We start from the raw sequence: 23,931 nt of genomic DNA on the forward strand, positions 1-23,931 counted from the left end.
TGCATCCCATGAACAAGATCCGCAGAGCAGTGGCGGTCGTGACAGCGACCGTCCTCGCCGCCGGCGGACTGGCGTTCACGGCACCCACGGCGGCGCTCGCCGCCCCAGTCTCGATCGAGGCGTCGAAGGTGCTCGACCTGCGCTTCGACGGCAGCCTCGCCGACGCGGGTCCGAACGCCGCCGCCGTGACGATGCAGAAGGGCGCCGAGGTCTACGGCGCCGGCATCAGTGGACAGGCCTTCAACCTGAACGGCTCCAACGCGATCCGCCTCGGCACCGCGGCGTACCTGCAGCCGGCCGACCTGACGGTGTCGTTCTGGTACAAGCCGAACGTCGCCATGACGGGGGAGCAGGTCTTCGCGTGGAGCAAGCTCCCCTACAACTCTCCGGGGTGGTACCTCACGTCCGAGGGTGACGGATCGCCCCTCGCGCTGTCGATCGGCCCGGCGAGCGGTCAGCCCTACAAGGTCGCCGTCGACACGGCCCGCGCCGGCTTCTTCCCCACGGGGCAGTGGACCCACATCGTCGCAACCTACGACAAGGCGACCAAGGACGTGCAGTTCTACCGCAACGGCGTGCGCCAGATCGCGACCGTGAAGTACCCCGCGACGGGAACTGCCACGGGGCTGATCGTGGGGGAGAGCACGACGGTCAAGACCCTCGGCTACAACGGCCCGCAGTACAACGGTGCGCATGCCAACGGGCTGCTCGACGACTACACCCTCTACAACGGCGTCGCCACCGTCGAGGATGTCGTGACCCTCACGCAGCAGAACGACCCGTCATTCGATCCCGCGGCCGTGGCCCAGGGCGCGCTCGACGGACTCACCGTCCCGTCGACGGCGTCGACGAGCTTCGGGCTTCCGACCCAGTCGACGAACGGCACCGCGATCTCATGGACGTCGTCAGACTCCGATGTCGTCGCGATCGACGGCGGTGCCGCGACCGTCACGCGTCCCGAAGGCGCCGATGCGACGGTGACGCTCACCGCGACCGGGACCTATGGAGGCAGCGCGCCCGTGACGAAGTCGTACGAGCTCACCGTACCCCGGAGCGGGGCTTCCACCTCCGTCTACCTCGAAGAGACCGAGTTGAGCGAGGTGCTGCTGGAGGACCCCTACCTGGTCAACGGAAACCAGAAGATGGTCGACTACCTGCTGAGCCTCGATCCCGAGCGCTTCCTCCACGGCTTCTACACGCAGGCCGGGCTCCCCACGACGGCCGCACCCTACGGCGGGTGGGAGCGCACCAGCGGCACGCGGTTCCAGGGCCACTTCTTCGGCCACTACATCTCGGCGCTCTCGCAGGCCTATACGACCGAGACCGACCCCGCCCGCAAGGCCCAGCTGCTGGCCAAGCTCACGACCGCGGTCGACGGACTCGCGGCCGCGCAGACCGCATTCGCCACCGCGAATCCGGGCAATGCCGGCTATGTCTCGCCCTTCTCCGTGACCGTCCTTCCGAGCGGCGGCGGCGGCCTGCTGGTGCCGTTCTACAACCTCCACAAGGTGCTCGCCGGGCTCCTCGACGCGCACGCGTACGCACCGGCTGAAGTGTCGGAGACGGCTCTCGCGGTCGCGAGCGGTTTCGGCACCTGGGTGCGCGACTGGGCGGGGCGCCAGGCCAACCCGGCCAGCATCCTGAACACCGAGTACGGCGGCATGAACGAGGCGCTGTACGAGCTGTACAGCATCACCGAGAACCCCGCGCACAAGCGTGCGGCCGAGTACTTCGACGAGGTCACGCTCTTCCAGCAGCTCGCCGCGGGCCAGGATGTGCTCGACGGCAAGCACGCGAACACGACGATCCCGAAGCTGGTCGGCGCGCTCAAGCGCTACACCGTGTTCACCGACAACCCGCACCTCTACGAGACACTGACGGCGGCCGAGAAGAGCAACCTCGGCATGTACCGCACCGCTGCCGAGAACTTCTGGCAGATCGTGGTGGACGACCACACCTACGCCAACGGCGGCAACAGCCAGTCCGAGCACTTCCACGGGGCGGACGAGCTGCACGAGCACGCCACCAACGGCACGACCTCGGGCTACGGCGAGAACTCGACGTCCGAGATCTGCAACGAGTACAACATGCTCAAGCTCACCAAGGCGCTGTTCCAGGTCGAGCCCGATGTGAAGTACCCCGACTTCTACGAGCACACCTACATCAACGCGATCCTCGCGCAGCAGAACCCCGAGACCGGCATGATGACGTACTTCCAGCCGATGCAGGCCGGGTACGCGAAGGTGTTCGGCAACCCGGTCGACGAGTTCTGGTGCGACCACGGCACCGCGACCGAGAGCTTCACCAAGCTCGGCGACTCGATCTACTTCCGCAAGGGGTCGTCGGTCTACGTCAACATGTTCCGCTCGTCGGTCTACACCGACGACGCGCACAACCTGCGGCTCACACAGACCGCCGACGTGCCGGCCGACGAGACGGTGACGTACTCGGTCGAGGCGATCGACGGCGGCGAGCTCGCCGACGGCACGACGCTGCGCCTGCGGATTCCGAGCTGGGCTGCCGCGACGCCGACCCTCACCGTCAACGGGCAGGCGCAGGACGTCTCGGCCCTCACGCAGGACGGCTACGTCGTGCTCGAGGTCGAGGCGGGCGACGAGCTCGTCTACGAACTCCCGGCCGAGGTCCGCGTGATCGACGACACCGAGAACCCCAATTGGGTCGCCTTCGCGTATGGCCCGGTGCTCCTGGCGACCGAGCTCAACCGCACGAACGTCGGCGCCACCTACGTCGCCGGCGTGCTCGTGCGCATGAGCGTGGCCGATAAGTCGGTGAGCAACGACGTCGTCGTCGACGACGCCGAGGCGTTCAAGGCGGGGATCGCCGAGAACCTGGTGCGCATCGAGGACGGCGAGAACCTCAACGGCGTCTCGACGATGCGCTTCACGATGCGGAATGCGGATGCCGCGTCGGAGGCGCTCACGTTCGAGCCGTGGTACAGCCTCTACAACGCCCGCTACGCGATCTACATGGACCTCGTCGAGCCCGACTCGCCGCAGGCGCAGGAGCTGATCCTCAAGGAGAAGCAGCAGCTGCGCGTCGAGGAGACGACGATCGACTCGCTCACGTCGTTCGACAACAACAACAGCGAGGCAGACAAGAACTACTCCTACAACAAGTCGGGTGTCGGCGTGTGGTTGGGTGAGGGCTACCGCGACGGTCAGATCGCGACGGATGCCTACTTCCAGTACGACATGATCGTCGACCCCTCGCTGCCGAAGAATTACCTCGGCGTGCGCTACTTCGGCGGCGACAACGGGCGCACATTCGACGTGTACCTCAACGACGTTCTGCTGAAGAACGAGCGCATCACCAACGCGGGCGGATCGACGAACTGGTACGTGCAGTACGACGAGATCCCGGCCGCGGTGCTCGCCGGCATCCCTGCGAACGACAGCTACAAGCGCAACCAGGCGGGGGAGTACGTCCTCGACGAGGACGGCGAGAAGATCCCCGTGGTCACCGTGCGCTTCCAGGGCAACGGCACGAGCTACGTCGGTGGCGTCTACGGCGTGTACACCTCGTCGAAGACGGCTTTCGCGACGGATGCCGATCTCACGGCGCTCGCGTTCGAGGACGGGATGCTGAACCCCACGCTCGCGGACGGCGTGTACGCCTATACGGCGACCGTTGCCGAGGATGCGACGACGGCGACTTTCGATGCGGATCCGGCGGTGCCGAGCGGCCTCGTATACGTGGGCGACGTGCTCATCGACGACACCCTGCCGCGAACGGTGGCGCTCGCCGAGGGTGACGCGCCCACGGTGCTGACGCTGCGCTCGACCGCGCAGGACCACACGACGACGGCGACCTATCGCATCGAGATCGTGCGGGCTGCTCCTCAGCCGGCGCTCGAGATATCGGCGATCGTGGCCTTCCGCTGCGTGGCGGGGAAGGCGGTCATGACGGTGCAGGCGTCGAACGGGTCGGAGGTGCCGGTGGCGCTGACGGTGACGACCGCGTACGGCGTGAAGCAGTTCGCGGCGGTCGCCCGGGGCAAGTCGGTGTCGAGTGCATTCACGACGCGCACGGCCCACGTCGCGTCGGGGGAGATCACGGTGGCGGCGACCGCGACGGTCGATGAAGAGCCGGTATCGGTGAGCGTGCCGGTCGCGTATCCGGCCCACACCTGTGGATGACGCCTTCGAAAACTCGAAACCGATTTCGGGTCTTGTTCTCGCTAACTGTTGCCGGTAACATTGCCCGCGAGCCACGACGATCCACTGAGGGATCACAAGCAAAGGTGCACCATGCTCGAACGAATTCGCAACCGATCAGCCGTCGGTGACCGATTCCGCGTCGCACCGCACATCGACCAGCAGTACTGGGCGATCAGCGTCAGCTGAGGTCCTGCGAGACCCGAAGGCCGGATGGTCCGGTCGCTCGCGAACATTCGGCCCGGCAGGGATGCCGGCTCGGGATTGGAGAAACACAATGAACAAGCGAGGGATCTTCGCCCGCACCGCCGTCGGCGCGCTCGGCGGAATGATGCTGATCGGCGTTGCCGGCGTCGCGATCGCCGACGAGATCGAGGGCGATGACGTCGACGTCACCGTGAGCATCGAGGCGATCGAGCCGGTGGGCGCGCTCACCATGAGTGTCGCTGCGAACTCGACCGCGCTCTCCGAGGTCGACTCGGCCGACCCCGAGCTCCGTCAGTTCGATGGCGTGCTCCCGACTGTCACCATCACGGACGACCGCGAAGAGACGCCCGCCGACCAGTACTGGTACGTCACCGGTCAGTCGTCGGCATTCTCGGCGGCCGGCGTGCCGGACATCTCGGCCGGAAGCCTCGGCTGGGTCCCTGCGCTGCTCTCGGGCGATGACGAGCAGGTGCTCGCGGGTGACGAGATCGTCACGGTGCACGACGACCCCACGCTGGGCACGCCGGGCACGCCCAGTGCGAACAACGTCGGCCTCGTCAATGAAGAGCTGCTCGCGTTCGCTCCGAACCTGGACGGCGAGCTGACGCAGGGCGTGTGGACGGCGAACGCCGACCTGTTCCTGAAGACGCCCGTCGACGTCGCCCCGGGCAACTACACGGCGACCCTGACGCTCACCCTGTGGGAAGACGGCATCTGATCGCATCCGCGACTGATTCGTGTTGAATCGGGTCGGGGCCGTTCCACGGCCCCGACCCTGACGTCTGGATTCACCATCGTGCCTCACCTGACCTCGCGACCCGGCGGCGTGCTTCGCGCGCTGCTCGCTGTCGTCCTCGCCGCGGCATTCGGTTCGACGGCACTCCCTGCCGCGGCCGACACGGCTGACGATTCGGAGATTCGCTGGTCGGTGACGCCGGCCGACGAGTCAGGTCCCGACGGTCGTTCTGCTGTCGAGCACGACATCGATCCCGGGGACTCCGTTTCGGATCACTTCGCGGTCCGAAACGTCAGTGCCGAAGAGGTCACCTTCCGCCTCGCCGCCGCGGACGGGTTCTACACCCGCACGGGACGCTTCGACATGCTCCCCGCCGATCAGGAATCCGTCGACTCCGGCACGTGGATATCGATTCCCGACGACGTGACCGTGGCCGCCGGTGAGACGGTCGTCGTGCCGTTCGACATCACGGTCCCCGAGACGGCCGAACCCGGCGACCATGCCGCCGGCATCACCGCCTCGATCCTGTCGGTGCAGTCCGGCGACGACGGCGCGAGCGTCGGCGTCGAGAGCCGCATCGGCTTCCGCGTCCTCACCCGCGTCACCGGTGAGATCACCCCGGCGGCCGCTGTGGAGGATGTCGTCTCGACGTACGCGCTGTCATGGAATCCGCTGCGTCCCGGCGAGATGACGGTGACTTTCGACGTCGTCAACACCGGCAACACGCGGCTCATCGCCGAGGGCGTCGTCGAGGCCGGAACAGGATCGGTCGCATTCCCCGTCGAGGGGGAGATCACGCAGGAGCTCCTGCCCGGCGACACCCGCACGATGACCGCCGTCGTCGACGGGGTCTGGCCCCTCTTCGTCGTTCCCGTGAAGGTCATCCTCGATCCGGTGGTGGTCACGATGGACGGCGAGACGTCGACCCTCACTCCGGTGGTGGCGGAGGTCGTGACGTGGGCCGTACCCTGGCCGCAGCTCATCGTCGTCCTCGGAATCGTGTTGGTGATCGGCGCCGTCGTGTGGGGGCGGATCCGCTCACGGCGTCGCCTCGACACTCTCCTCGCCGACGCGAGGGAAGAGGGACGCCGCGCTGCGGAGCGTTCGGAGGAGACGGTATGACGCTGATGCGGACAATGCGGTCCGGCGTCGCCGCGTCGCTGGTCGCGGCGCTGGTGCTCGTTCCCTCGGGCCTTGCCGCTGCCGACGAGCAGCCCGATCCCGAGGGCGTCGAAGTCTCGGTCGTGATCGAGCCGCTCGCGTGCCATCCCCACAGCGGTGGACACGGCCATCCCCGGCGCGGTCACCCGGTGCATACGTGCCACCCGGGGCATCCCGGTCCCCCCGACAAGCCCGACAAGCCCGACAAGCCCGACAAGCCCGACAAGCCCGACAAGCCCGACAAGCCCGACAAGCCCGACAAGCCCGGACATCCCGTGCATCCGGGAAAGCCTGAGAAGCCGGCGAACCACGGCAGCACGGGCAAGCCCGGCAGCACCGCACAGCCCGGCACGGACGGAGCTCACATCACCGCGGCCTGGCTGCTCGCACACCTCATCGCGGCGGTGCCCGGCGCTCCTGCCGCGGCCCCCTACGATGTGGTCAGCAAGAAAGCGAGGTGAGCGGCGATGTCCGAGCAGGCGACACGGGGTTGGCAACGGCCCAGCATCTATGACGTGGCGAAGCAGGCGGGCGTCTCGCACATGACGGTCTCGCGGGTGATCAACGGTCACCCGAACATCCGGGAGTCCACGCGTGAGCGGGTTCTCCAGGCCATCGACGAGATGAACTACACCCGCAGCTCGATCGCCCGCGCGCTCGCCACCCGCCGCGCAATGCGCATCGGCGTGCTGGTGGACAGCCCCGTGCAGTGGGGCCCGAACAGCACGCTCCGCGCGATCGAGAGCGCCGCCCGCGACGCCGGGTACGCGATCAGCGCCTTCTCGATCTCCGACGACGAAGCGGCGCAGATCGAAACCGGCGTCGTCGAACTCGTCACCCAGGGCGTCGATGCACTGTGCGTCATCGCTCCTCGCGCCTCGTCACTCGACATGCTGCGACAGCAGAGCACCGGGCTGCCGACCCTCGTCATCAAGGCCGAGCCGGATGCCGAGATGCATACCGCCGCCGTAGATCAGCGCGCGGGGGCGATGGCCGCCGTGATGCACCTGATCGAACTCGGCCATCGTTCGATCGCGCACCTGTCCGGACCGCTGGACTGGTATGACGCCCGTGCGCGCGAGCAGGGCTGGCGCGATGCGATCGCAGACGCGGGCCTGGAGATCGCCCCGCCCGTCGTGGGCGACTGGACCTCCGACTACGGCTACGCCTTCGGCAAGACCTACGACTTCTCCGGCACGACGGCGGTGTTCGCGGCCAACGACCAGATGGCGCTCGGCCTCGTCCACGGCCTCGCGGAACGGGGCCTGCGCGTGCCCGAGGATGTCAGCGTGGTCGGCTTCGACGACCTTCCCGACGCGCGCCACTTCCTTCCTCCGCTGACGACCGTGCGGCAGGACTTCGCGGCGCTCGGATCGCTCGCGCTGCAGATCATCATCGCCGCCATCGAGGGCGATGACATCGCGGAGCACGACATCATCGAGCCTCGCCTGATCGTCCGCGGCTCGAGCGCGCCGCCGGCCCGCGCCTGAGCTGAACCCCGCTCGCAGCCGGTGCGGGGGGATCCTTTCGCGCGCCCGCACAGAGCCCGAAGGCCCCTTCGTTGAACGACGGTGGATGTTCGCGGTAACGGAGATGTAACGAATCTGGAGATTTGAGTTGCGCCACGGGCTTGTTAGCGCGCACAATGGTCTCGCACACCCGAGAGTGTCCCGCTGGGGCACAGGGACTTCTCCCCGACCAAGAGCGTCGGGGAGTCTCAAGGAGGAGAAGAGATGGCTATCAAGAAGCGGATGCTCGGACTTATCGGCTTCGTCGGTGCAGGGGCGCTCGCCCTCGGCCTCGCCGGCTGTGCCGGCGGCGACACCGACAGCGGCAGCGACGGAGACACCGGTGGCGAGGGCGACCTGGTCACGGTCGGCTTCGTCGCGGTCGGCCCCGAGGGTGGCTGGCGCAACGCCAACGAGCAGGCGATCAAGGACGCGTTCACGCAGGAGGCCGGCTTCGACCTGAAGTACGCTCCTGCTGCGAGCCCGACCGACCAGAAGTCGCAGATCGACGCGTTCGCGACGTTCGTGAACGACGAGGTCGACGTGATCCTCCTCACCGCGACCGAGGCGTCCGGCTGGGACGACTCGCTGGAACTCGCCCAGGAGGCCGAGATCCCCGTCATCCTGCTCGACCGCGGTGTCGACTCCAGCGATGACCTCTATGTCACGCGCATCGCCCCCGACAACGTGAACGTCGCCGGCGCCGTGGGCGACTGGGCTGTCGAGACCTTCCCCGAGGGCGCGAACTACTTCACGCTCGAGGGCGTCCCCGGTCTCTCGGTCGTCAATGAGCGCAACGAGGGCTTCGAGGCCGCAATCGCGGGCGCAGACGGCTGGAACAAGATCGGCGCGCAGACCGCCAACTGGACCGCTGACGAGGGCAAGTCGGTCATCGAGACCGTGCTGAAGGAGAACCCCGACCTCCAGTTCGTCTTCGCCCAGAACGACGAGATGGGCATCGGAGCGGCTGCTGCCGTGACTGCGGCCGGTCTCGTTCCGGGCACCGACGTCAAGATCGCCACGATCGACGGCACCACGCCGGCCCTCGAGGCGCTCGCCGCGGGCGACCTGAGCTTCGTCGCCCAGTACAACCCCTTCTTCGGCGACCTCGCCGTCGACGCGGTCAACGCTGCGCTCGCGGGCGAAGAGGTCGAGAAGAACATCATCGTCCCCGGCGAGAACTTCGACTCGCCCGAGGCCGGCCAGGCCGCGATCGACGACGGCAAGGGCTTCTGATCCGACCCAGCGTCGACGAGACGAGAAGTGATGCGAGCGGGGGTTGCCGTTCCGGCGGCCCCCGCTCGTTCTCGTCTCCATGCAGTACGTCCGTCTCGCACCACAAAGGAATCACGCCGCCATGATTGAACCGATCGCGATCGTCGAGGTCCGCAACGCGTCCATCACCTTCCCGGGAGTGAAGGCGCTCGACGACGTCAGCTTCCGGCTGCTCCCCGGCGAAGTCCACACCCTCATGGGCGAGAACGGCGCCGGCAAGTCCACCCTCATCAAGGCGCTCACCGGCGTCTACCAGATCGACTCCGGCGAGATCGTCGTCGCCGGACAGCCGCGGCACTTCACCGGCACCGCGTCCGCCCAGGCGGCGGGAATCTCGACCGTCTACCAAGAGGTCAATCTGTGCACGAACCTCACCATCGGCGAGAACGTCATGCTCGGGCACGAGGTCCACGACTGGACGGGAATCAACTGGCGCAAGACCAATGCCCGCGCCCGTGAGGCGCTCGCGCGGATGGGGCTCGGCGACCTCGACCCACGCGCGCCCCTCTCATCGATCTCCATCGCGATCCAGCAGCTCGTCGCCATCAGCCGTGCGATGGTGACCGACTCCAAGGTCCTCATCCTCGACGAGCCGACCTCGAGCCTCGACGCGAACGAGGTCGAGGTGCTCTTCGGCGTCATCCGCCGCCTTCGCGACCAGGGCGTCGCGATACTCTTCGTCTCCCACTTCCTCGACCAGGTCTACGCGATCAGCGACCGCATCACGGTGCTGCGAAACGGCAAGTTCGTCGGCGAGTACCTCAAGCGCGACCTCGACCGCACGCAGCTCATCTCGAAGATGATCGGCAAGGACTTCGAAACGCTCCGAGCCCTCGGCTCCAATCGCCAGACGGAGAACCGCGACCGCACGGTCACTCCGCTCTTCGCCGCAGACGACCTCGGCCGCAAAGGCGCGATCGAGCCCACGGATCTCGAGATCCACGCCGGTGAGGTCGTCGGCTTCGCGGGCCTCCTCGGGGCAGGCCGCACGGAACTCGCGCGGCTCATCGCCGGCGCCGACAGAGCCGACTCGGGGACGACCCGGCTCCGCGGCAAGAAGATCGCGCTGAACACGCCCGTCGCGGGGCTTTCGCACGGCATCGCCTATTCGACCGAGAACCGTCGCGAAGACGGCATCGTCGGCGATCTGAGCGTCCGCGAGAACATCATGCTCGCCGTCCAGGCCCGCCGCGGCTGGATGCGTCGTGTGCCCGCGCGCGAGGTCGACCAGCTGGTCAAGACCTACATGGAGCGCTTCAGCGTACGGCCGAACGATCCCGACCGTCCCATTCGCCTCCTCTCGGGCGGCAACCAGCAGAAAGTGCTGCTCGGGCGGTGGCTGGCCACCAACCCCGATCTGCTCCTTCTCGACGAGCCGACCCGAGGCATCGACGTCGGCGCGAAGGCCGACATCCAGGAGACCGTGGCCGAGCTCGCCGAGGGCGGGATGAGCGTCGTCTTCATCTCCTCCGAGCTGGAAGAGGTCGTCCGTCTCTCGGAGCGCATCGTCATCCTCAAGGACCATCAGAAGGTGGGCGAGGTCATCAACGGACCGGAAGTCACGGCCGAGAGCATCGTCTCGATCATCGCCGCAGAGTCGGGCGATGAAGCCGAGAAGACCGCGGGAGCCCTCGCCGAAGAGCTCGCCGCCGGAGAACCCGCCGCCGACCAGGAAGGGAGCGCGTCATGAGCCGCGTGAAGATCGCGCTGCGCACGCCCTGGTTCTGGGCCATCGTCGGCATCGCGCTGCTGCTGCTGATCAACTCGATCAAGAACCCGGCTTACCTCGCGTTGAGCGTCAACCCGACGACAGGGATGCTGACGGGCAACGTCCTCGACATCCTGCGCGTTTCGGCGCCGATCATCATGATCGCCCTCGGGATGACGTTCGTCATCGCCACGGGCGGTATCGACCTCTCCGTCGGGTCGATGATGGCCGTCGGTGGGGCGGTCGCGATGGAGACCCTCTCGAGCCTGGACGGGTCGTCGCCGGTCGGCGCGATGCTGACGGCGATCGGCCTCGCACTCGCGCTCGCGATCGTCCTCGGTGCGATCAACGGCTTCCTGGTCTCGGTGATCGGGCTGCAGCCCTTCATCACGACGCTGATCATGATGCTCGCCGCGCGAGGCATCGCACGCGTCATCACCGGTGGCCAGAACACCAATGCCACCAACGAGCCGTTCCGCCTTCTCGCTAACGGACAGATCCTCGGCATCCCGACGAGCTTCGTGCTCGCCATCGCGATCGTCGTGCTCATCGCCCTGGCGATGCGCCGCACGGCGCTCGGGCTCATGATCGAGTCGATCGGCATCAACCCGCACGCGAGCCGGCTCGCCGGCATCCGTCCTCGTCCGATCCTGTTCGGCGTCTACATCCTCTCGGCCGCACTCGCCGCGGTCGGCGGTCTGTTCAGCGTCTCCGAAGTGATGACGGTGAGCGTGGGAGGCACGGGGAACCTGATGGAGCTCGACGCGATCCTCGCCGTCGTCATCGGCGGCACATCGCTCGCCGGCGGAAAGTTCTCGATCGTGGGTTCCACGGTCGGCGCGCTCCTCATCGCGACCCTCAACAAGACCGTGCTGTTCCTCGGCATCCCTGCCGCGGCGACGCCGGCGTTCAAGGCACTCGTCATCATCGTCCTCGTGCTGCTGCAGTCCGAGCGCGTGCGCTCGTGGGCCTTCGGCCGCGCGAAGTCGTCGGACACGCCGGCCCCGCCCGCAGCGGAACAGACCGCACCCGTTTCGAAGGAGGTCGTCGCATGAGCTCTCCAAGCACGCTCGCCGACGCCGTTCCCCCGGTCCCCGACCTGCCCGAGAGCAGGAACACCGCCAGCGCCGCTCGTCTTTCGCGGCTCTGGGAGCGGAATCAGACACTGATCCCCACGCTCGCAGCCCTCGTGCTGCTGTTCGGCATGCTCATCTACGCCGAGGTCGCGTACGGCAGGGTCTTCCACGCCGGAACGATGTCGAGCCTCCTCATCAGCTTCGCCCCGACGATCATCCTCGCCGTCGGGATGACGATCGTGATCGTCTCGGGCGGTATCGACCTGTCCGTCGGCGCGGTCGTCGCGTTCAGCTCGGTCGCCGGCGTCATGCTCATGAACATCGGCATCAACGGCTGGGTCTCGATGCTGCTCATGATCCTGTTCGGCGCGCTGTTCGGCGTGATCGCGGGCGTCATGGTCCAGTACTTCAGCGTGCAGCCGTTCATCGCGACGCTCGCCATGATGTTCCTCGCCCGGGGACTTGCCTCCATCCTTTCGACGACGCCCGTGCAGGCGCCCGAGGACTCGCCGATCCATCTGCTGGCGACGGACTGGAAGATCTTCGACGGGCCCAAGGTCAACGATTTCACCATCACTCCGGGCCTGCTCATCGCCGTACTCGTCGTGCTGGGCGGCATGTTCTTCATGCACCGCAGCCGAAGCGGGCGCACGGTCTACGCGATCGGCGGCAGCGAGACCTCGCCCGGGCTGATGGGTCTGCCGGTCGCGCGGACCCGTGTGGGGATCTACATCATCTCCGGTGCGCTCTCTGGTCTGGCGGCGATCGTCTACACCGCGGAGGTCGGCGGCAAGGCCCAGAACGTCACCGGCATCGGCTGGGAGCTCGACGCGATCGCTGCCGTCGTCATCGGCGGGACGCTGCTCACGGGTGGCTACGGCTATGTGCTCGGCTCTGTCGTCGGTGTGTTCGTCATCGCGGCGCTGCGCCTCATCATCACGAAGGACGGAACGATCAATCCCGAGTACCTCACGATCATCACCGGCGCCGTCCTGCTCGTGTTCGTGCTGCTGCAGCGCGTGCTGACCCGGCGAGGGACGACCTGATGAGCGACTTCGCGCCTGACGTGCAGGAATCGATCGACGCGGTCCGCGCCGATGTGGCGGCGCTCCACGGCGAGCTCGTGCGGTACGGGCTCATCGTGTGGACCGGCGGCAACGTCTCGGGCCGCGTGCCCGGCGCCGACCTGTTAGTGATCAAGCCGTCGGGTGTGTCGTACGACGACCTCGCGGCCGAGAACATGATCCTCTGCGATCTCGACGGCAATGTCATCCCGGGAACGCCCGGAAGCGAACGGAGCCCGTCGAGCGACACCGCCGCGCACGCGTACGTCTACCGGAACATGCCGGACGTCGGGGGAATGGTGCACACCCACTCGACCTTCGCGGTGGCGTGGGCTGCCCGGGGCGAGGAGATCCCCTGCGTGATCACCGCGATGGCCGACGAGTTCGGCGGACCCATCCCGGTCGGTCCGTTTGCGATCATCGGCGACGACTCGATCGGCCGCGGCATCGTCGAGACCCTCACCGGCCACCGGTCGCGGGCGGTCCTGATGCAGAACCACGGACCCTTCACGATCGGCGTCTCGGCGAAGGACGCGGTGAAGGCCGCGGTCATGGTCGAGGACGTGGCACGCACCGTGCACTACGCGCGCGAGGCCGGTCCGCTCATCCCCATTCCGCAGGAGGCGATCGACAGCCTCTACGACCGCTACCAGAACGTCTACGGCCAGTCCTCCGACGAGCGCCGCGACGAGGGGGACCAGCGATGACGGCAGAGGCGATCCTCTCGGGTCGCACGACTCTCGGCATCGAGCTCGGCTCGACGCGGATCAAGGCATGCCTCGTGGATGCCGCAGACCCGGCGACCGTGCTCGCCGTGGGCAGTCACGAGTGGGAGAACCGGTTCGAGGACCGCGTCTGGACCTACGCGATCGATGATGTCTGGGCGGGACTCCAGGCCGCCTACGCCGATCTGCTCGCCGACGCGGAGCGCCGACACGGCGTCCGACCGCGGACGTTCGGTGCGATCGGCGTCTCGGCGATGATGCACGGCTACCTCGCCTTCGACGCCGAGGGCGAGCTTCTCGCTCCCTTCCGCACATGGCGCAACACCACGACGTCGCGGGCGTCCGGGGTGCTGACCGCGCTGTTCGGCGAGAACATTCCGCTGCGGTGGTCGGTCGCGCATCTCTACCAGGCGGTGCTCGACGAGGAGCCCCACGTCAGCGACGTGCGCTTCCTGACGACGCTCGCGGGGTACGTCCACTGGAAGCTCACCGGGCGCAAGGTGCTCGGCGTGGGCGACGCGTCGGGTATGTTCCCGATCGACTCGGCCACCCACGACTACAACGCGACGATGCTCGAGCAGTTCGACCAGCTCGTCCTCGAGCGGGCGTACGGACTGAAGATCTCCGAGATCCTCCCCGAGGTGCTGGTCGCCGGCCAGGAGGCCGGCCGGCTCACCGAGGCGGGAGCCGCGCTCCTCGATCCGTCGGGCGACCTGCAGCCGGGTGCCCCGCTCTGCCCGCCCGAGGGCGACGCCGGCACGGGCATGGTCGCGACCTGCTCGGTCGCGCCGCGCACCGGCAACGTGAGCGCCGGCACGAGCATCTTCGCGATGGTCGTACTCGAACGCCCCCTGACGAGCAGCCACCACGAACTCGACCTCGTCACGACGCCCGCGGGCGACCCGGTGGCGATGGTGCACTGCAACAACGGCGCGAGCGAGCTCGCGGCGTGGGTGGGCATGTTCAGCCGCTTCGCCGCGGTGACCGGCGGCACGCTGAGCTCGGACGACGTCTTCGAGGCGCTCTTCCGCGAGGCGCTCGACGGGGATCCCGACGCCGGTGGGCTGCTCGCCTACAACCATCTCGCGGGCGAGCCGATCGCCGGGCTCACCGAGGGTCGGCCGCTGTTCGTACGCACGCCTGACAGTCGCTTCACGCTGGCGAACGTCATGCGGGCGCAGCTGTACGGGGTGTTCGGCACGCTGGCACTCGGCATGCGAGTGCTCGACGGCGAGGGCGTCGAGATCGACCGCATGTTCGCCCACGGCGGCATGTTCCGCACCGCCGGAGTCGCCCAGCGGTTCCTCGCCGGTGCACTGGACGCACCGGTCGCGGTAGGCGAGACCGCGTCGGAGGGCGGGGCCTGGGGTATCGCGGTGCTCGCCGCCTACCTTGCGGTCGCCGAAGAGGCCACCCTCGACGACTACCTCCGCGAGCGCGTCTTCCGCGGCGCGGACTTCGACGTCGTCGACCCCGATTCCGAAGACGTTCCCGGCTTCGCCGCCTACCTCACCCGCTATCGCGACGGCCTGGCCGTCGAACAAGCCGCCGTCCAGGCGCTCTGACCTCCGCCCTCCTCCCCGCAAGACCCCGAAGGAACACGTTCATGACCCGCACGCCTCTCGCCACCACCCTTGACGCCTACGAGGTCTGGTTCGTCACCGGCAGCCAGAACCTCTATGGCGAAGAGACGCTCCGCCAGGTCGCCGAGCAGTCGCAGGCGGTCGCCGACGGCCTCGGCGGGCTGCCCGTGAAGGTCGTGTGGAAGCCGGTGCTGAAGGATTCCGACAGCATCCGTCGCCTCGCCCTCGAGGTGAACGGCCGCGACGACGTGATCGGCGTGATCGCGTGGATGCACACGTTCAGCCCGGCGAAGATGTGGATCGCGGGCCTGGATGCGCTGCAGAAGCCGCTGTTGCACCTGCACACGCAGGCGAACGTCGAACTGCCGTGGGCCGACATCGACTTCGACTTCATGAACCTCAACCAGGCCGCCCACGGCGACCGCGAGTTCGGGTACATCCAGACCCGCCTCGGGGTCGCCCGCAAGACCGTCGTCGGCCACGTGTCGAACCCTGCGGTGCTGCAGCAGGTCGAGGACTGGCAGCGCGCAGCGGCCGGCTGGGCGGCATCCCGCTCGCTGAAGCTCGCCCGCTTCGGCGACAACATGCGCTACGTCGCGGTCACCGAGGGCGACAAGACCGAGGCCGAGCTGCGCTTCGGCGTGCAGGTGAACACGTGGGGCGTGAACGAGCTCGTCGCGGCCGTCGATCAGGTGACGGATGCCGACGTCGACGCTCTCGTCGAGGTGTATCTCGCCGAGTACGACGTCGCCGCGGAGCTGCTTCCGGGCGCCGACAGGCATCAGAACCTGCGTGACGGGGCCGCGATCGAGCTGGGGCTGCGCTCCTTCCTCGAGGAGGGCGGGTTCGGCGCCTTCACCACGAGCTTCGAAGACCTCGGCACGCTGAAGCAGCTTCCCGGTCTCGCGGTGCAGCGTCTGATGGCCGAGGGTTACGGCTTCGGCGCGGAGGGTGACTGGAAGACCGCGATCCTCGTGCGCGTCGCGAACGTCATGGGCGCGGGCCTCCCGGGCGGCGCGAGCCTCATGGAGGACTACACCTACGACCTCGTCCCGGGCGCGGAGCGCATCCTCGGCGCGCACATGCTCGAGGTCTCGCCGTCGCTGACGTCGGCCAAGCCGCGCCTGGAGGTGCACGCGCTCGGTATCGGCGGCAAGGATGACCCGGTGCGGCTCGTCTTCACCGCAGACGCCGGTCCCGCTCTCGTCGTCGCGATGAGCGACATGCGCGACCGGTTCCGCCTGGTCGCGAACGTCGTGCAGAACGTCGACGCCCCCGACCTCCCCAAGCTCCCCGTCGGCCGTGCCGTGTGGGAGCCCGCCCCCGACTTCGCGACGTCGGCGGCGTGCTGGCTCGCCGCCGGCGCAGCGCACCACACCGTGATGACGACCGCCGTCGGCATCGACGTTTTCCGCGACTTCGCCGAGATCGCGAAGACCGAACTCGTCGTCATCGACGAAGACACCACTGTCCGCGGCTTCCAGCGCGAACTCCGCTGGAACCAGGCCTACTACCGACTCGCCCAGGGCCTCTGACGCCCGCCTCACCACTCCACCCGATGAAGAGACGGAGTTCTCACCGATGAGATCACGACCCACCCAGTCCCGCACCGGTGCGCCGCGGCGCACCATCCGACGGGCGATCGCCTCATCACTGATCGGCGCGCTCGCCGTCACGGCGATCGGGCTCTCCGCTCCGGCGGCCGCCAACGCGGCCGCCGTTCCGGCCCCGACTGCCCACTACGACATGTCCGCGTCGGGTACGTCGCTGTTGGATGTGTCGGGCAATGGCCGCAACGCGACACTCACGGGGCTCGGTGCGAGCTCGTTCGTGAACCTCGCCGGAGACAATGTGCTGCGGTTCAACGGCGACGGCTACGCTTCGCTCCCGCAGGGCCTGGTCACCGGCACCGACAACAGCTTCACCGTGGAGTACACGGTTACCACGCAGACCGCGCGCAACCAGTTCGGCTGGGTGATCGGGAACGGCATCGGCGCCTGGAACACCACGCAGCTGGGGAACCACGTGTTCGTCAACCCGCGTTCCGCCGACGCCCCCAGCGGCCGCGTGCTCGCGGGCATCCGCGTGAAGGACAGCGGAAACGGCGAGACGCGACTTCCCGACGGCGGTCCGCTCAACCCGGGATTCACCACGCTCACGCTGGTCGGCAGCGGCAACACGCTGACGCTCTACCGCGACGGCACTCAGATGTCGACCGTGACCCACACGAAGGTGATGAGCGCCATCGTGCCGGCCACCGGCGTACTCGGATACATCGGCCGCTCGTTGTACACCGGCGACGCGCTCGTGAAGGCCGACGTCACGGACATCAAGTTCTGGGATGTCGCGCTCACCCCGCAGGAGGTCACCGACAGCATGCCGACCGCCGCGCAGAAGGCCGCCGCGACCGACGGGATCATCCGTCTCGACATCCAGTCCACGGTCCGCGGAGCCAACCCGTCGCTTCAGGAGGTCACGAAGAACCTGACCTTCCCGGCATCCTCCAACGGCGTCTCGCTCACCTGGGCGAGCTCCAACACCGCTGTGGTGTCGAACACCGGAGTGGTCTCGCGGAGCACGCTCACCAGCGACACTCCTGTCACCGTGACCGCCACGACGGGGCTCGGCACGACGATCACCTTCGACGTCATCGTGAAGGCGCCCGTGCTCACGGCCGACCTCGACGCGATCTCGCTGACGGCACGGACCACCGAGAACCTGCCCCTGATCACCACCGGTGCCGTCAACGGCGCCGCGATCACGTGGACGTCGTCGGACGCTGCGCTCGTGACTCCGACCGACGCGGCGTACACCGCACCGGCCGTCGGTGCCGCCGACCCGTTCCGGGGCGGCGGACTGGTCGAGCGTCCCGCGTACGGCGAGGGCGACAGTTCGGTGACGCTCACCGCCACCGCGACGCTCAACGGCAGCACGGCGCAGCGCACCTTCACGGTCGCCGTCGCTGAGAAGGGCCGCTGGGCACCCGATGCCGGCTACGCAGCGGCGTACTTCAAGGCCGACAACGACGAGAAGATCTATCAGGCGGCGACGTCGGGCAACGACTTCTTCACATTCGCGCCGGTGAACGGCGGCAACCCGGTCATCACGTCGACCGCCGACACGACTGGCCTTCGCGACCCGTACGTGATCCGCTCCGCCGAGGGCGACAAGTACTACATGATCGCCACAGACCTCTGCATCGGCTGCACGGGCGACTGGGGGGCTGCGCAGTCCAACGGCAGCCTCAAGGTCGAGGTGTGGGAGTCGACCGACATGAAGAGCTGGGTCCGCACGAACGGTCAGAACACCGGCATCACGATCAACCAGCCCGAAGCCGGCATGACCTGGGCGCCCGAGGCGTACTGGGACGACGACCTGCAGTCGTACGTCGTGTTCTTCGCGTCGCGCCTGTACAACGACGTGACGCACACCAGCGGCCCCGGCCATGCGCGCATGTTCTACGTGCTCACGCGCGACTTCAAGACGTTCACCTACCCGCCGGCCATGTGGCAGGACACCGGGTACGCGCGGATCGACTCGACGGTCACGAAGATCGACGACTTCTACTACCGCTTCACCAAGAACGAGGACAACGGCGCCGCCGGAGCTCTCGAGATCGGCAAGGACATCTTCCTGGAGCGCTCGAAGGTGCTGACCGCGCCGACGACGCAGTCCAGCTGGACGGCCGACCCCGACACGACGTGGCAGCTCACCGACACCTACATGACGAGGCTCGAGACCAACCAGGTCGGCGAAGGCCCGGAGATCGTCAAGCTCAACGCCGGTGACCCGAACAACACCGCCGAGGGGGACGGCTACGTCTTCCTCGTCGACAACTACGGTGCGGGCGGCTATCGCGCCTTCCTCACGGATGCCGACGCGATCGCATCGAGCACCCAGAGCGACCGTCTGTCCAAGCGCGCAGAGTGGGTCGTCCGGCCCGCGGGCGGGCTGCCGGCGAGTCCTCGCCACGGCTCGTTCGTGAGCGTGTCGAAGTCGGTGCTCACGGGGCTCAACACCTGGAGCCCCGTCGCCGCGGTCGCGTCGACCACCACCGCGACGGCCGAAGGCAGCGTCGTGACGGCCGAAGTCGAGGCCGCGGACGGCGGCGACGTCGTCGGCACCGTCACCTTCTCGGGCGGCGCCTGGAGCGAGACGGTCGACCTCGAGGGGGGCGTGGCGCAGGTAGCCGTGCCGGCGGGCGTCGGCAGCGTCACTGCCCACTACGACGGCTACCGCGACGGACTCGTGAGCCCGTCGACGTCGGCCGCCGTGTCGGTGGCTCTCGAGCTCACGGCCGTGGCGACGACTCGCTGTGTGGCAGGCAAGGTCGTCGAGGTCGTGACGGTGACCAACGCCGACGACGTCGCCGCGACCGTCACCCTCGCCGGTGCGTACGGGAGCAAGACCCTCACGGTCGCCGTAGGCAAGGCGAGCTCGGCGTCGTTCACGACCCGCATCGCCGCATTCCCGGGCGACAGCGTGTCGGTGACCGCCACCGCCCCGGGCGGGCAGAGCTACAGCGGCCAGGTGACGGTGGCACCCGTCACCTGCGGCTAGCGCCGACAGCGAAGGGCCCGCGCAGCGCCGCGGGCCCTTCGCCGTGCAGCGGGCGACGGCCGACCGACTGGCTCGGCCCCGGCCCCGCCGATACTGTGAAGACCGCTCATCCACGACCAGCATCCACCCACTCGACGCAGGGAATCTCAAACTCATGGCACGTACCCCGATGTCCGGCACCCAGCACGCGCTCCGCGCGGGCGACTACGAGGCGGTCATCGCCAGCGTCGGCGCGACGCTGCGCTCGCTGACCTACGACGGCCGCGACCTCGTCGTGCCGTTCGAGGCCGACGAGGTGCGCCCCGCCCACCGCGGCGCGACCCTCGCCCCGTGGCCGAACCGCGTCGTCGACGGAAAGTACGCGTTCGGCGGCGTCGAGCGCCAGCTCGCCCTCAGCGAGCCGGCGCGCTCGCACGCCCTCCATGGGCTCGCGACGTGGCTCGACTTCGAGGCGATCGACAAGGGTCCCGACCACGTCACTCTCGCGGCAGTCATCCCGGCCCAGACGGCGTACCCGTGGCGGATCATCGTCACCACCACCTTCTCGCTCGGGCCCGACGGCCTCACGCAGTCGGTGACGGCGCGCAACGACTCGGAGAGCCCCGCGCCGTGGGGCACGGGTCCCCATCCCTACCTCGTCGCCGGCGCGGGTCGCGTCGACGAGTGGACGCTCGAGCTGCCGGCGGAACTCGTGCTCGCCGTCACGCCCGACCGCCTCATCCCGACCGACGTCGCGGCCGTCGATGCCGACGAGCCCGAGCGCTTCGACTTCCGTGAGGCGCGGCTGATCGCGACGGCCGAGATCGACCACGCGTACACCGGCCTCATCCGCGACGCCGACGGTACGGCGACGGTTCGGGTGACGGATGCTGCCGGCCACGGGGTCGAGATGTCGTGGGATGCCGCCTGCCCGTGGGTTCAGATCCACACCGCCGACAAGCCCGATCCCGACTCCTCGCGCATCGGCCTCGCGGTCGAGCCGATGACCTGCGCGCCCGATGCCTTCAACGCCGACGCGTACCCCTACGACGCGGGCCTGATCGTGATCGAGCCCGAGGCGTCGGCCACGGCATCCTGGCGCATCGCCGCGATCGCCTGATCGCGCGTCTTCCCGTCGGCCGCGTCAGTGGTGGCCGGGATCGACGACGGAGTGCTCGCCGTGGTCGGGGGCGAGCCGCCCGGCCTCGGTGGCTCCGAGCGCGGGGGTGACGACGCCGGCGACGATCACCGCGGTGACGAAGAGGACCGACAGGCGCGGGGCGCCGGCATCCGTCGCCGTTCCCGTGCGCAGGGCGTGCGCGGCTCCCAGCGAGCAGGCCAGAAGAAGGACGGATGCCGCGACCACGGCGATCACGCTCGTGCGCGACGGGTCGGCCATGAGGGCGACGGCTGTTGCGACCATGCCGGCGAGAGCTGCGCCGATGGCGAAGCGCGGAGTGACGAGGCGTCCTCGCATGAGAGTTGCGACGCCCCAGACGAGGGACGCGAGACCGAGAATGACGAGAGCGGTGCCGGCCCCCCGGGCGGCACCGCTCCCGTCTGCGCCCGTGAGGGCTCCTGCGCCGAGAGCGAGCTCGACCAGACCCGCTCCCCAGGCCGCGACGGCGGCCCAGGAGGGAGCGGAGGTGGGGGCGGCGACCGTGGCCGAGCCGTGCGCGGAGCGCGGTTCGGACTCCGTCACGGGGACGGCGGTCGCGGCGATGATGGACATGTTCAGGCCGTACGGCTCGACAGTTCGGCGCGAGCGTTGCGCTCGGCGGCGAGTCCGACACCCAGCAGCACGATGGCGCTGGCGAGGTGGAGGAAGTGGTCGAAGGTGTTCAGGGCCAGGATGTTGAGCGCGGTGCCGACGAGGAAGAACCCGACGATTCCGAGCAGCAGATAGGTGGCGCCGACGATCACGTTGACCGTCTTGGCGGCGACCGCCGACGAGAGCCCGGCGACCAGCAGCGCGCCGCCGATGAGCAGGTGGGCGACGTTGTGGAGGGGGTTGACCTCGAAGATCCCGAGGAGCAGTCCACCCTCGGTCGCGACGAAGCCGACGCCGCCCGTGACGGCGAAGCCGAGGGCTCCGACGACGAGGTAGACGGCGCCGAAGATCGTGGCGACGAGGCGGTTCGGTGACGAGCGCATGAGCGTCCTCCTTGTTTCGTGGCGGCGGGGTGCCGCGTCACCGTGTTGTTCGGATGCCTCGGGGGATCGGATTGGACGAGTCCTCCCCGACCACGCAGAAGGCCCCGGAGTACTCTCCGAGGCCCACCGCGTCGGTGCCGGGCTCTGCCGCGTGGGAAGAGCGCCGGGCGGATCAGCGCATCAGCTGTCGCGCAGCTCTTCCTTGATCGAGTTGCGTGTGCGCACCGAGTCGCGCTCGGCCTCTGCCTTCTTCACCTCGGCGTCGGCCTTCTTCTCATCAGCCTTGTCGCCGATGCGGTCGGTCGTGTCTTCCCACGTGTCCTGGATCTTCTCGCCGACGGCCTCGGCCGTCTGCTTCGCGTCATCAAGGAATCCCATGATCTGCTCCCTTCGTGAAGGACTGTGTTCTTCGACGCTACGTCGGGGGTCGGATCCCAGCAGGGGGGTTGCGCACGAGGGCTCGGGTTGCTACGCGTTCGGTGCCACACTCGATCCATGCGATTCGAGACGACACTCTTCCTCGTCGGCAACAACACCGGCATCGAGGTGCCGCCCGAGATCCTCGACGAGCTCGGCGGCGGCAGGCGTCCGGCGGTCAACGTCACGGTCAACGACGACTACTCGTATCGCAGCACGGTCGCGTCGATGGGTGGGCGCTACCTGATCGCGTTCAGCGCCGACAAGCGCGCCACGACGGGACTTGCCGGCGGCGACGCGATCACGGTCGAGCTGAGTCTCGACACGGCTCCGCGCACGGTCGAGGTTCCGGACGACCTTGCCGCGGCTCTCGACGCGGCACGAGTGCGGGACGCGTTCGATGCGCTCGCGCCGAGCGCGAAGAAGGCGCACGTGACGAACGTCGAGGGCGCGAAGGCCGCAGAGACGCGAGCGCGTCGCGTCGCGGCCATCGTCGCGAAACTCGGCGGCTGAGGTGTTCGCGCGCGTCTGAGCGCAATTCGCGTCGTCTCGGCCATGGGATGCCGCAGCGCAAGCGCCGAGACGACACAGAGTGCTGCGCGAGCCGTATCAGAGTGCGTTCTGCGTCGCTTTCGGCGATGGATGCCTGGGGGTCAGGCGATCGGGGTCGTCGTGTCGATCGCGGCGCGCAATGGCTTGCGCATGGCCCCCCAATACCGGGTGGGCGTGATGCGGGTGAGCACGTCGACGAGACGCGCTTCGCGCCCCACCATCGTGCGGGGCCGGCGGGCGATCGTGGCCTCGACGATGCGGAGCGCGGCATCCGCCGGTTCCGTGTGATACATCGCGGCCTGCGCGGCCGCAGCCCTCTGCGCGATCGCGGGATCGAGCGCGGCGGCGTAGCGTCCGTGCAGGATGATGCCGGTCTTGACGCCCGCCGGGTAGATCGCGCCGACGGTGACACGGGAGTCCTCGAGCTCGTGCCGCAGCGACTCGGTGAACCCGCGCACCGCGTACTTGCTCATCGCGTAGGGGATGCGCCCGGCGGGGGCGGCGAGGCCGTAGATCGACACGAGGTGCGTGATGTGGGCGGCGGGCTGCCGGCGCATCGCCGGGAGCAGAGCCTGCGTGATGTTGACGGTGCCCCACAGGTTCACGTCCATGAGCCAGCGCATCTCGGCCATCGTGAGCTGCTCGATGCTGCCGAGCATCGAGGATCCTGCGCACGTGATGAGCGACTGGATGTGCGGGTGCGCCGCCTCGATCTCGGCCGCGAGCGCGAAGACCGCGTCGTCGTCGGTGAGGTCGACCGCGTGGGTGGTGTGGCCGGTGCCCTGAAGCTCCGACGCGAGTGCGGCCAGGCCCTCGGCGTTGCGGTCGAGGAGGGCGAGCCGCGCGCCCCGGCGCTCGAGCTCGCGCGCGATGTCGGCGCCCATGCCGCTCGCCGCTCCCGTGATCACCGTCGTCTTGCCGCGCACGTCGAGGTGCTGCTTCTTCGCCACTTGTCTGCCTTCCGTCGGTGCCGTCGCGTCGTCGCCGGCACCGTCTACGATTCTCGCCGACGCGGCGCGCGCGGCTGACCGGATAGCCTCATCTGTGGAGG

19 protein-coding genes are annotated in these 23,931 nt (G+C 68.5%); 15 read left to right on the forward strand and 4 right to left on the reverse strand.

Going from position 1 to position 23,931, the window contains the following annotated elements; translation table 11 throughout:
* The first annotated feature begins 8 nt into the window (after window positions 1–8).
* From FFS15_RS15005 to FFS15_RS15070, 14 genes are all read left to right on the forward strand, one after another.
* Window positions 9–4,157: a beta-L-arabinofuranosidase domain-containing protein gene (locus FFS15_RS15005; protein ID WP_171013226.1), complete on the forward strand. Its 4,149-nt coding sequence runs from the start codon at window positions 9–11 to the stop codon at window positions 4,155–4,157.
* 295 nt (window positions 4,158–4,452) lie between these two features.
* Window positions 4,453–5,100, forward strand: coding sequence for a hypothetical protein (locus FFS15_RS15010; RefSeq protein ID WP_137845854.1), 648 nt, complete (start codon window positions 4,453–4,455; stop codon window positions 5,098–5,100).
* Window positions 5,101–5,178: 78 nt separating this feature from the next.
* Window positions 5,179–6,240 (forward strand): DUF916 domain-containing protein, encoded by a 1,062-nt coding sequence (locus FFS15_RS15015; protein ID WP_249354099.1) that lies wholly within the window; start codon window positions 5,179–5,181, stop codon window positions 6,238–6,240.
* On the forward strand, window positions 6,237–6,740 hold the full coding sequence (locus tag FFS15_RS18910) for a hypothetical protein (RefSeq protein WP_249354101.1): 504 nt from the start codon (window positions 6,237–6,239) through the stop codon (window positions 6,738–6,740). The genes FFS15_RS15015 and FFS15_RS18910 overlap by 4 nt, the downstream gene beginning before the upstream one ends.
* A gap of 54 nt (window positions 6,741–6,794) precedes the next feature.
* Window positions 6,795–7,769 carry a LacI family DNA-binding transcriptional regulator gene (locus tag FFS15_RS15025; RefSeq protein WP_249354103.1) on the forward strand — a complete coding sequence of 325 codons (975 nt, stop codon included), beginning with the start codon at window positions 6,795–6,797 and terminating at the stop codon, window positions 7,767–7,769.
* A gap of 243 nt (window positions 7,770–8,012) precedes the next feature.
* Window positions 8,013–9,023, forward strand: coding sequence for a substrate-binding domain-containing protein (locus tag FFS15_RS15030; protein WP_137845858.1), 1,011 nt, complete (start codon window positions 8,013–8,015; stop codon window positions 9,021–9,023).
* 121 nt (window positions 9,024–9,144) lie between these two features.
* The gene (locus FFS15_RS15035; RefSeq protein ID WP_137845859.1) at window positions 9,145–10,752 is read left to right on the forward strand and encodes a sugar ABC transporter ATP-binding protein; all 1,608 of its coding nucleotides are present in this window, start codon (window positions 9,145–9,147) and stop codon (window positions 10,750–10,752) included.
* Complete coding sequence (locus FFS15_RS15040) at window positions 10,749–11,825, forward strand: ABC transporter permease (RefSeq protein ID WP_137845860.1); 1,077 nt, start codon at window positions 10,749–10,751, stop codon at window positions 11,823–11,825. The genes FFS15_RS15035 and FFS15_RS15040 overlap by 4 nt, the downstream gene beginning before the upstream one ends.
* Entirely contained in the window at window positions 11,822–12,892 is a 1,071-nt protein-coding gene (locus FFS15_RS15045) for a sugar ABC transporter permease (RefSeq protein ID WP_137845861.1), read from the forward strand. The genes FFS15_RS15040 and FFS15_RS15045 overlap by 4 nt, the downstream gene beginning before the upstream one ends.
* A complete protein-coding gene (locus FFS15_RS15050) occupies window positions 12,892–13,617 on the forward strand; it encodes an L-ribulose-5-phosphate 4-epimerase (protein WP_137845862.1) in 726 nt (241 codons plus the stop codon). Before FFS15_RS15045 ends, FFS15_RS15050 begins: the two co-directional genes overlap by 1 nt.
* The gene (locus FFS15_RS15055) at window positions 13,614–15,200 is read left to right on the forward strand and encodes an FGGY-family carbohydrate kinase (protein ID WP_137845863.1); all 1,587 of its coding nucleotides are present in this window, start codon (window positions 13,614–13,616) and stop codon (window positions 15,198–15,200) included. The genes FFS15_RS15050 and FFS15_RS15055 overlap by 4 nt, the downstream gene beginning before the upstream one ends.
* A 41-nt stretch (window positions 15,201–15,241) precedes the next feature.
* Window positions 15,242–16,753 carry an L-arabinose isomerase gene (gene araA / locus FFS15_RS15060; RefSeq protein WP_137845864.1) on the forward strand — a complete coding sequence of 504 codons (1,512 nt, stop codon included), beginning with the start codon at window positions 15,242–15,244 and terminating at the stop codon, window positions 16,751–16,753.
* 46 nt (window positions 16,754–16,799) lie between these two features.
* Window positions 16,800–19,778: an immunoglobulin-like domain-containing protein gene (locus tag FFS15_RS15065; RefSeq protein WP_137845865.1), complete on the forward strand. Its 2,979-nt coding sequence runs from the start codon at window positions 16,800–16,802 to the stop codon at window positions 19,776–19,778.
* A gap of 154 nt (window positions 19,779–19,932) precedes the next feature.
* Window positions 19,933–20,877: an aldose 1-epimerase family protein gene (locus tag FFS15_RS15070; protein ID WP_137845866.1), complete on the forward strand. Its 945-nt coding sequence runs from the start codon at window positions 19,933–19,935 to the stop codon at window positions 20,875–20,877.
* A gap of 24 nt (window positions 20,878–20,901) precedes the next feature.
* On the opposite strand, the gene FFS15_RS15075 is transcribed toward FFS15_RS15070, so the two are convergent.
* The 3 genes from FFS15_RS15075 to FFS15_RS15085 form a co-directional block, all read right to left on the reverse strand.
* Window positions 20,902–21,489, reverse strand: a complete 588-nt coding sequence (locus tag FFS15_RS15075; RefSeq protein ID WP_137845867.1) for a hypothetical protein — start codon at window positions 21,487–21,489, stop codon at window positions 20,902–20,904.
* 2 nt (window positions 21,490–21,491) lie between these two features.
* A complete protein-coding gene (locus tag FFS15_RS15080) occupies window positions 21,492–21,911 on the reverse strand; it encodes a DUF4383 domain-containing protein (RefSeq protein WP_137845868.1) in 420 nt (139 codons plus the stop codon).
* Between the two features lie 180 nt (window positions 21,912–22,091).
* Window positions 22,092–22,289: a hypothetical protein gene (locus tag FFS15_RS15085; protein WP_137845869.1), complete on the reverse strand. Its 198-nt coding sequence runs from the start codon at window positions 22,287–22,289 to the stop codon at window positions 22,092–22,094.
* A gap of 117 nt (window positions 22,290–22,406) precedes the next feature.
* Between FFS15_RS15085 and FFS15_RS15090 the strand changes: the two genes are divergently transcribed.
* The gene (locus FFS15_RS15090; RefSeq protein WP_137845870.1) at window positions 22,407–22,841 is read left to right on the forward strand and encodes a YdeI/OmpD-associated family protein; all 435 of its coding nucleotides are present in this window, start codon (window positions 22,407–22,409) and stop codon (window positions 22,839–22,841) included.
* Window positions 22,842–22,981: 140 nt separating this feature from the next.
* On the opposite strand, the gene FFS15_RS15095 is transcribed toward FFS15_RS15090, so the two are convergent.
* Window positions 22,982–23,830 (reverse strand): SDR family NAD(P)-dependent oxidoreductase, encoded by an 849-nt coding sequence (locus tag FFS15_RS15095; protein WP_249354105.1) that lies wholly within the window; start codon window positions 23,828–23,830, stop codon window positions 22,982–22,984.
* Between the last annotated feature and the right edge of the window lie 101 nt (window positions 23,831–23,931).

Origin of the sequence: Microbacterium sp. 2FI (assembly GCF_005502885.1) — a bacterium.
Lineage (GTDB): Bacteria > Actinomycetota > Actinomycetes > Actinomycetales > Microbacteriaceae > Microbacterium.

Excerpts from the sequence above, each read along its gene's own strand:
- FFS15_RS15005 (WP_171013226.1), top strand. The coding sequence starts at position 9 with ATGAACAAGATCCGCAGAGCAGTGGCGGTCGTGACAGCGACCGTCCTC.
- FFS15_RS15010 (WP_137845854.1), top strand. The coding sequence starts at position 4,453 with ATGAACAAGCGAGGGATCTTCGCCCGCACCGCCGTCGGCGCGCTCGGC.
- FFS15_RS18910 (WP_249354101.1), top strand. The coding sequence starts at position 6,237 with ATGACGCTGATGCGGACAATGCGGTCCGGCGTCGCCGCGTCGCTGGTC.
- FFS15_RS15030 (WP_137845858.1), top strand. The coding sequence starts at position 8,013 with ATGGCTATCAAGAAGCGGATGCTCGGACTTATCGGCTTCGTCGGTGCA.
- FFS15_RS15035 (WP_137845859.1), top strand. The coding sequence starts at position 9,145 with ATGATTGAACCGATCGCGATCGTCGAGGTCCGCAACGCGTCCATCACC.
- FFS15_RS15040 (WP_137845860.1), top strand. The coding sequence starts at position 10,749 with ATGAGCCGCGTGAAGATCGCGCTGCGCACGCCCTGGTTCTGGGCCATC.
- FFS15_RS15045 (WP_137845861.1), top strand. The coding sequence starts at position 11,822 with ATGAGCTCTCCAAGCACGCTCGCCGACGCCGTTCCCCCGGTCCCCGAC.
- FFS15_RS15050 (WP_137845862.1), top strand. The coding sequence starts at position 12,892 with ATGAGCGACTTCGCGCCTGACGTGCAGGAATCGATCGACGCGGTCCGC.
- FFS15_RS15055 (WP_137845863.1), top strand. The coding sequence starts at position 13,614 with ATGACGGCAGAGGCGATCCTCTCGGGTCGCACGACTCTCGGCATCGAG.
- araA (WP_137845864.1), top strand. The coding sequence starts at position 15,242 with ATGACCCGCACGCCTCTCGCCACCACCCTTGACGCCTACGAGGTCTGG.
- FFS15_RS15065 (WP_137845865.1), top strand. The coding sequence starts at position 16,800 with ATGAGATCACGACCCACCCAGTCCCGCACCGGTGCGCCGCGGCGCACC.
- FFS15_RS15070 (WP_137845866.1), top strand. The coding sequence starts at position 19,933 with ATGGCACGTACCCCGATGTCCGGCACCCAGCACGCGCTCCGCGCGGGC.
- FFS15_RS15075 (WP_137845867.1), bottom strand. The coding sequence starts at position 21,489 with ATGTCCATCATCGCCGCGACCGCCGTCCCCGTGACGGAGTCCGAACCG.
- FFS15_RS15080 (WP_137845868.1), bottom strand. The coding sequence starts at position 21,911 with ATGCGCTCGTCACCGAACCGCCTCGTCGCCACGATCTTCGGCGCCGTC.
- FFS15_RS15085 (WP_137845869.1), bottom strand. The coding sequence starts at position 22,289 with ATGGGATTCCTTGATGACGCGAAGCAGACGGCCGAGGCCGTCGGCGAG.
- FFS15_RS15090 (WP_137845870.1), top strand. The coding sequence starts at position 22,407 with ATGCGATTCGAGACGACACTCTTCCTCGTCGGCAACAACACCGGCATC.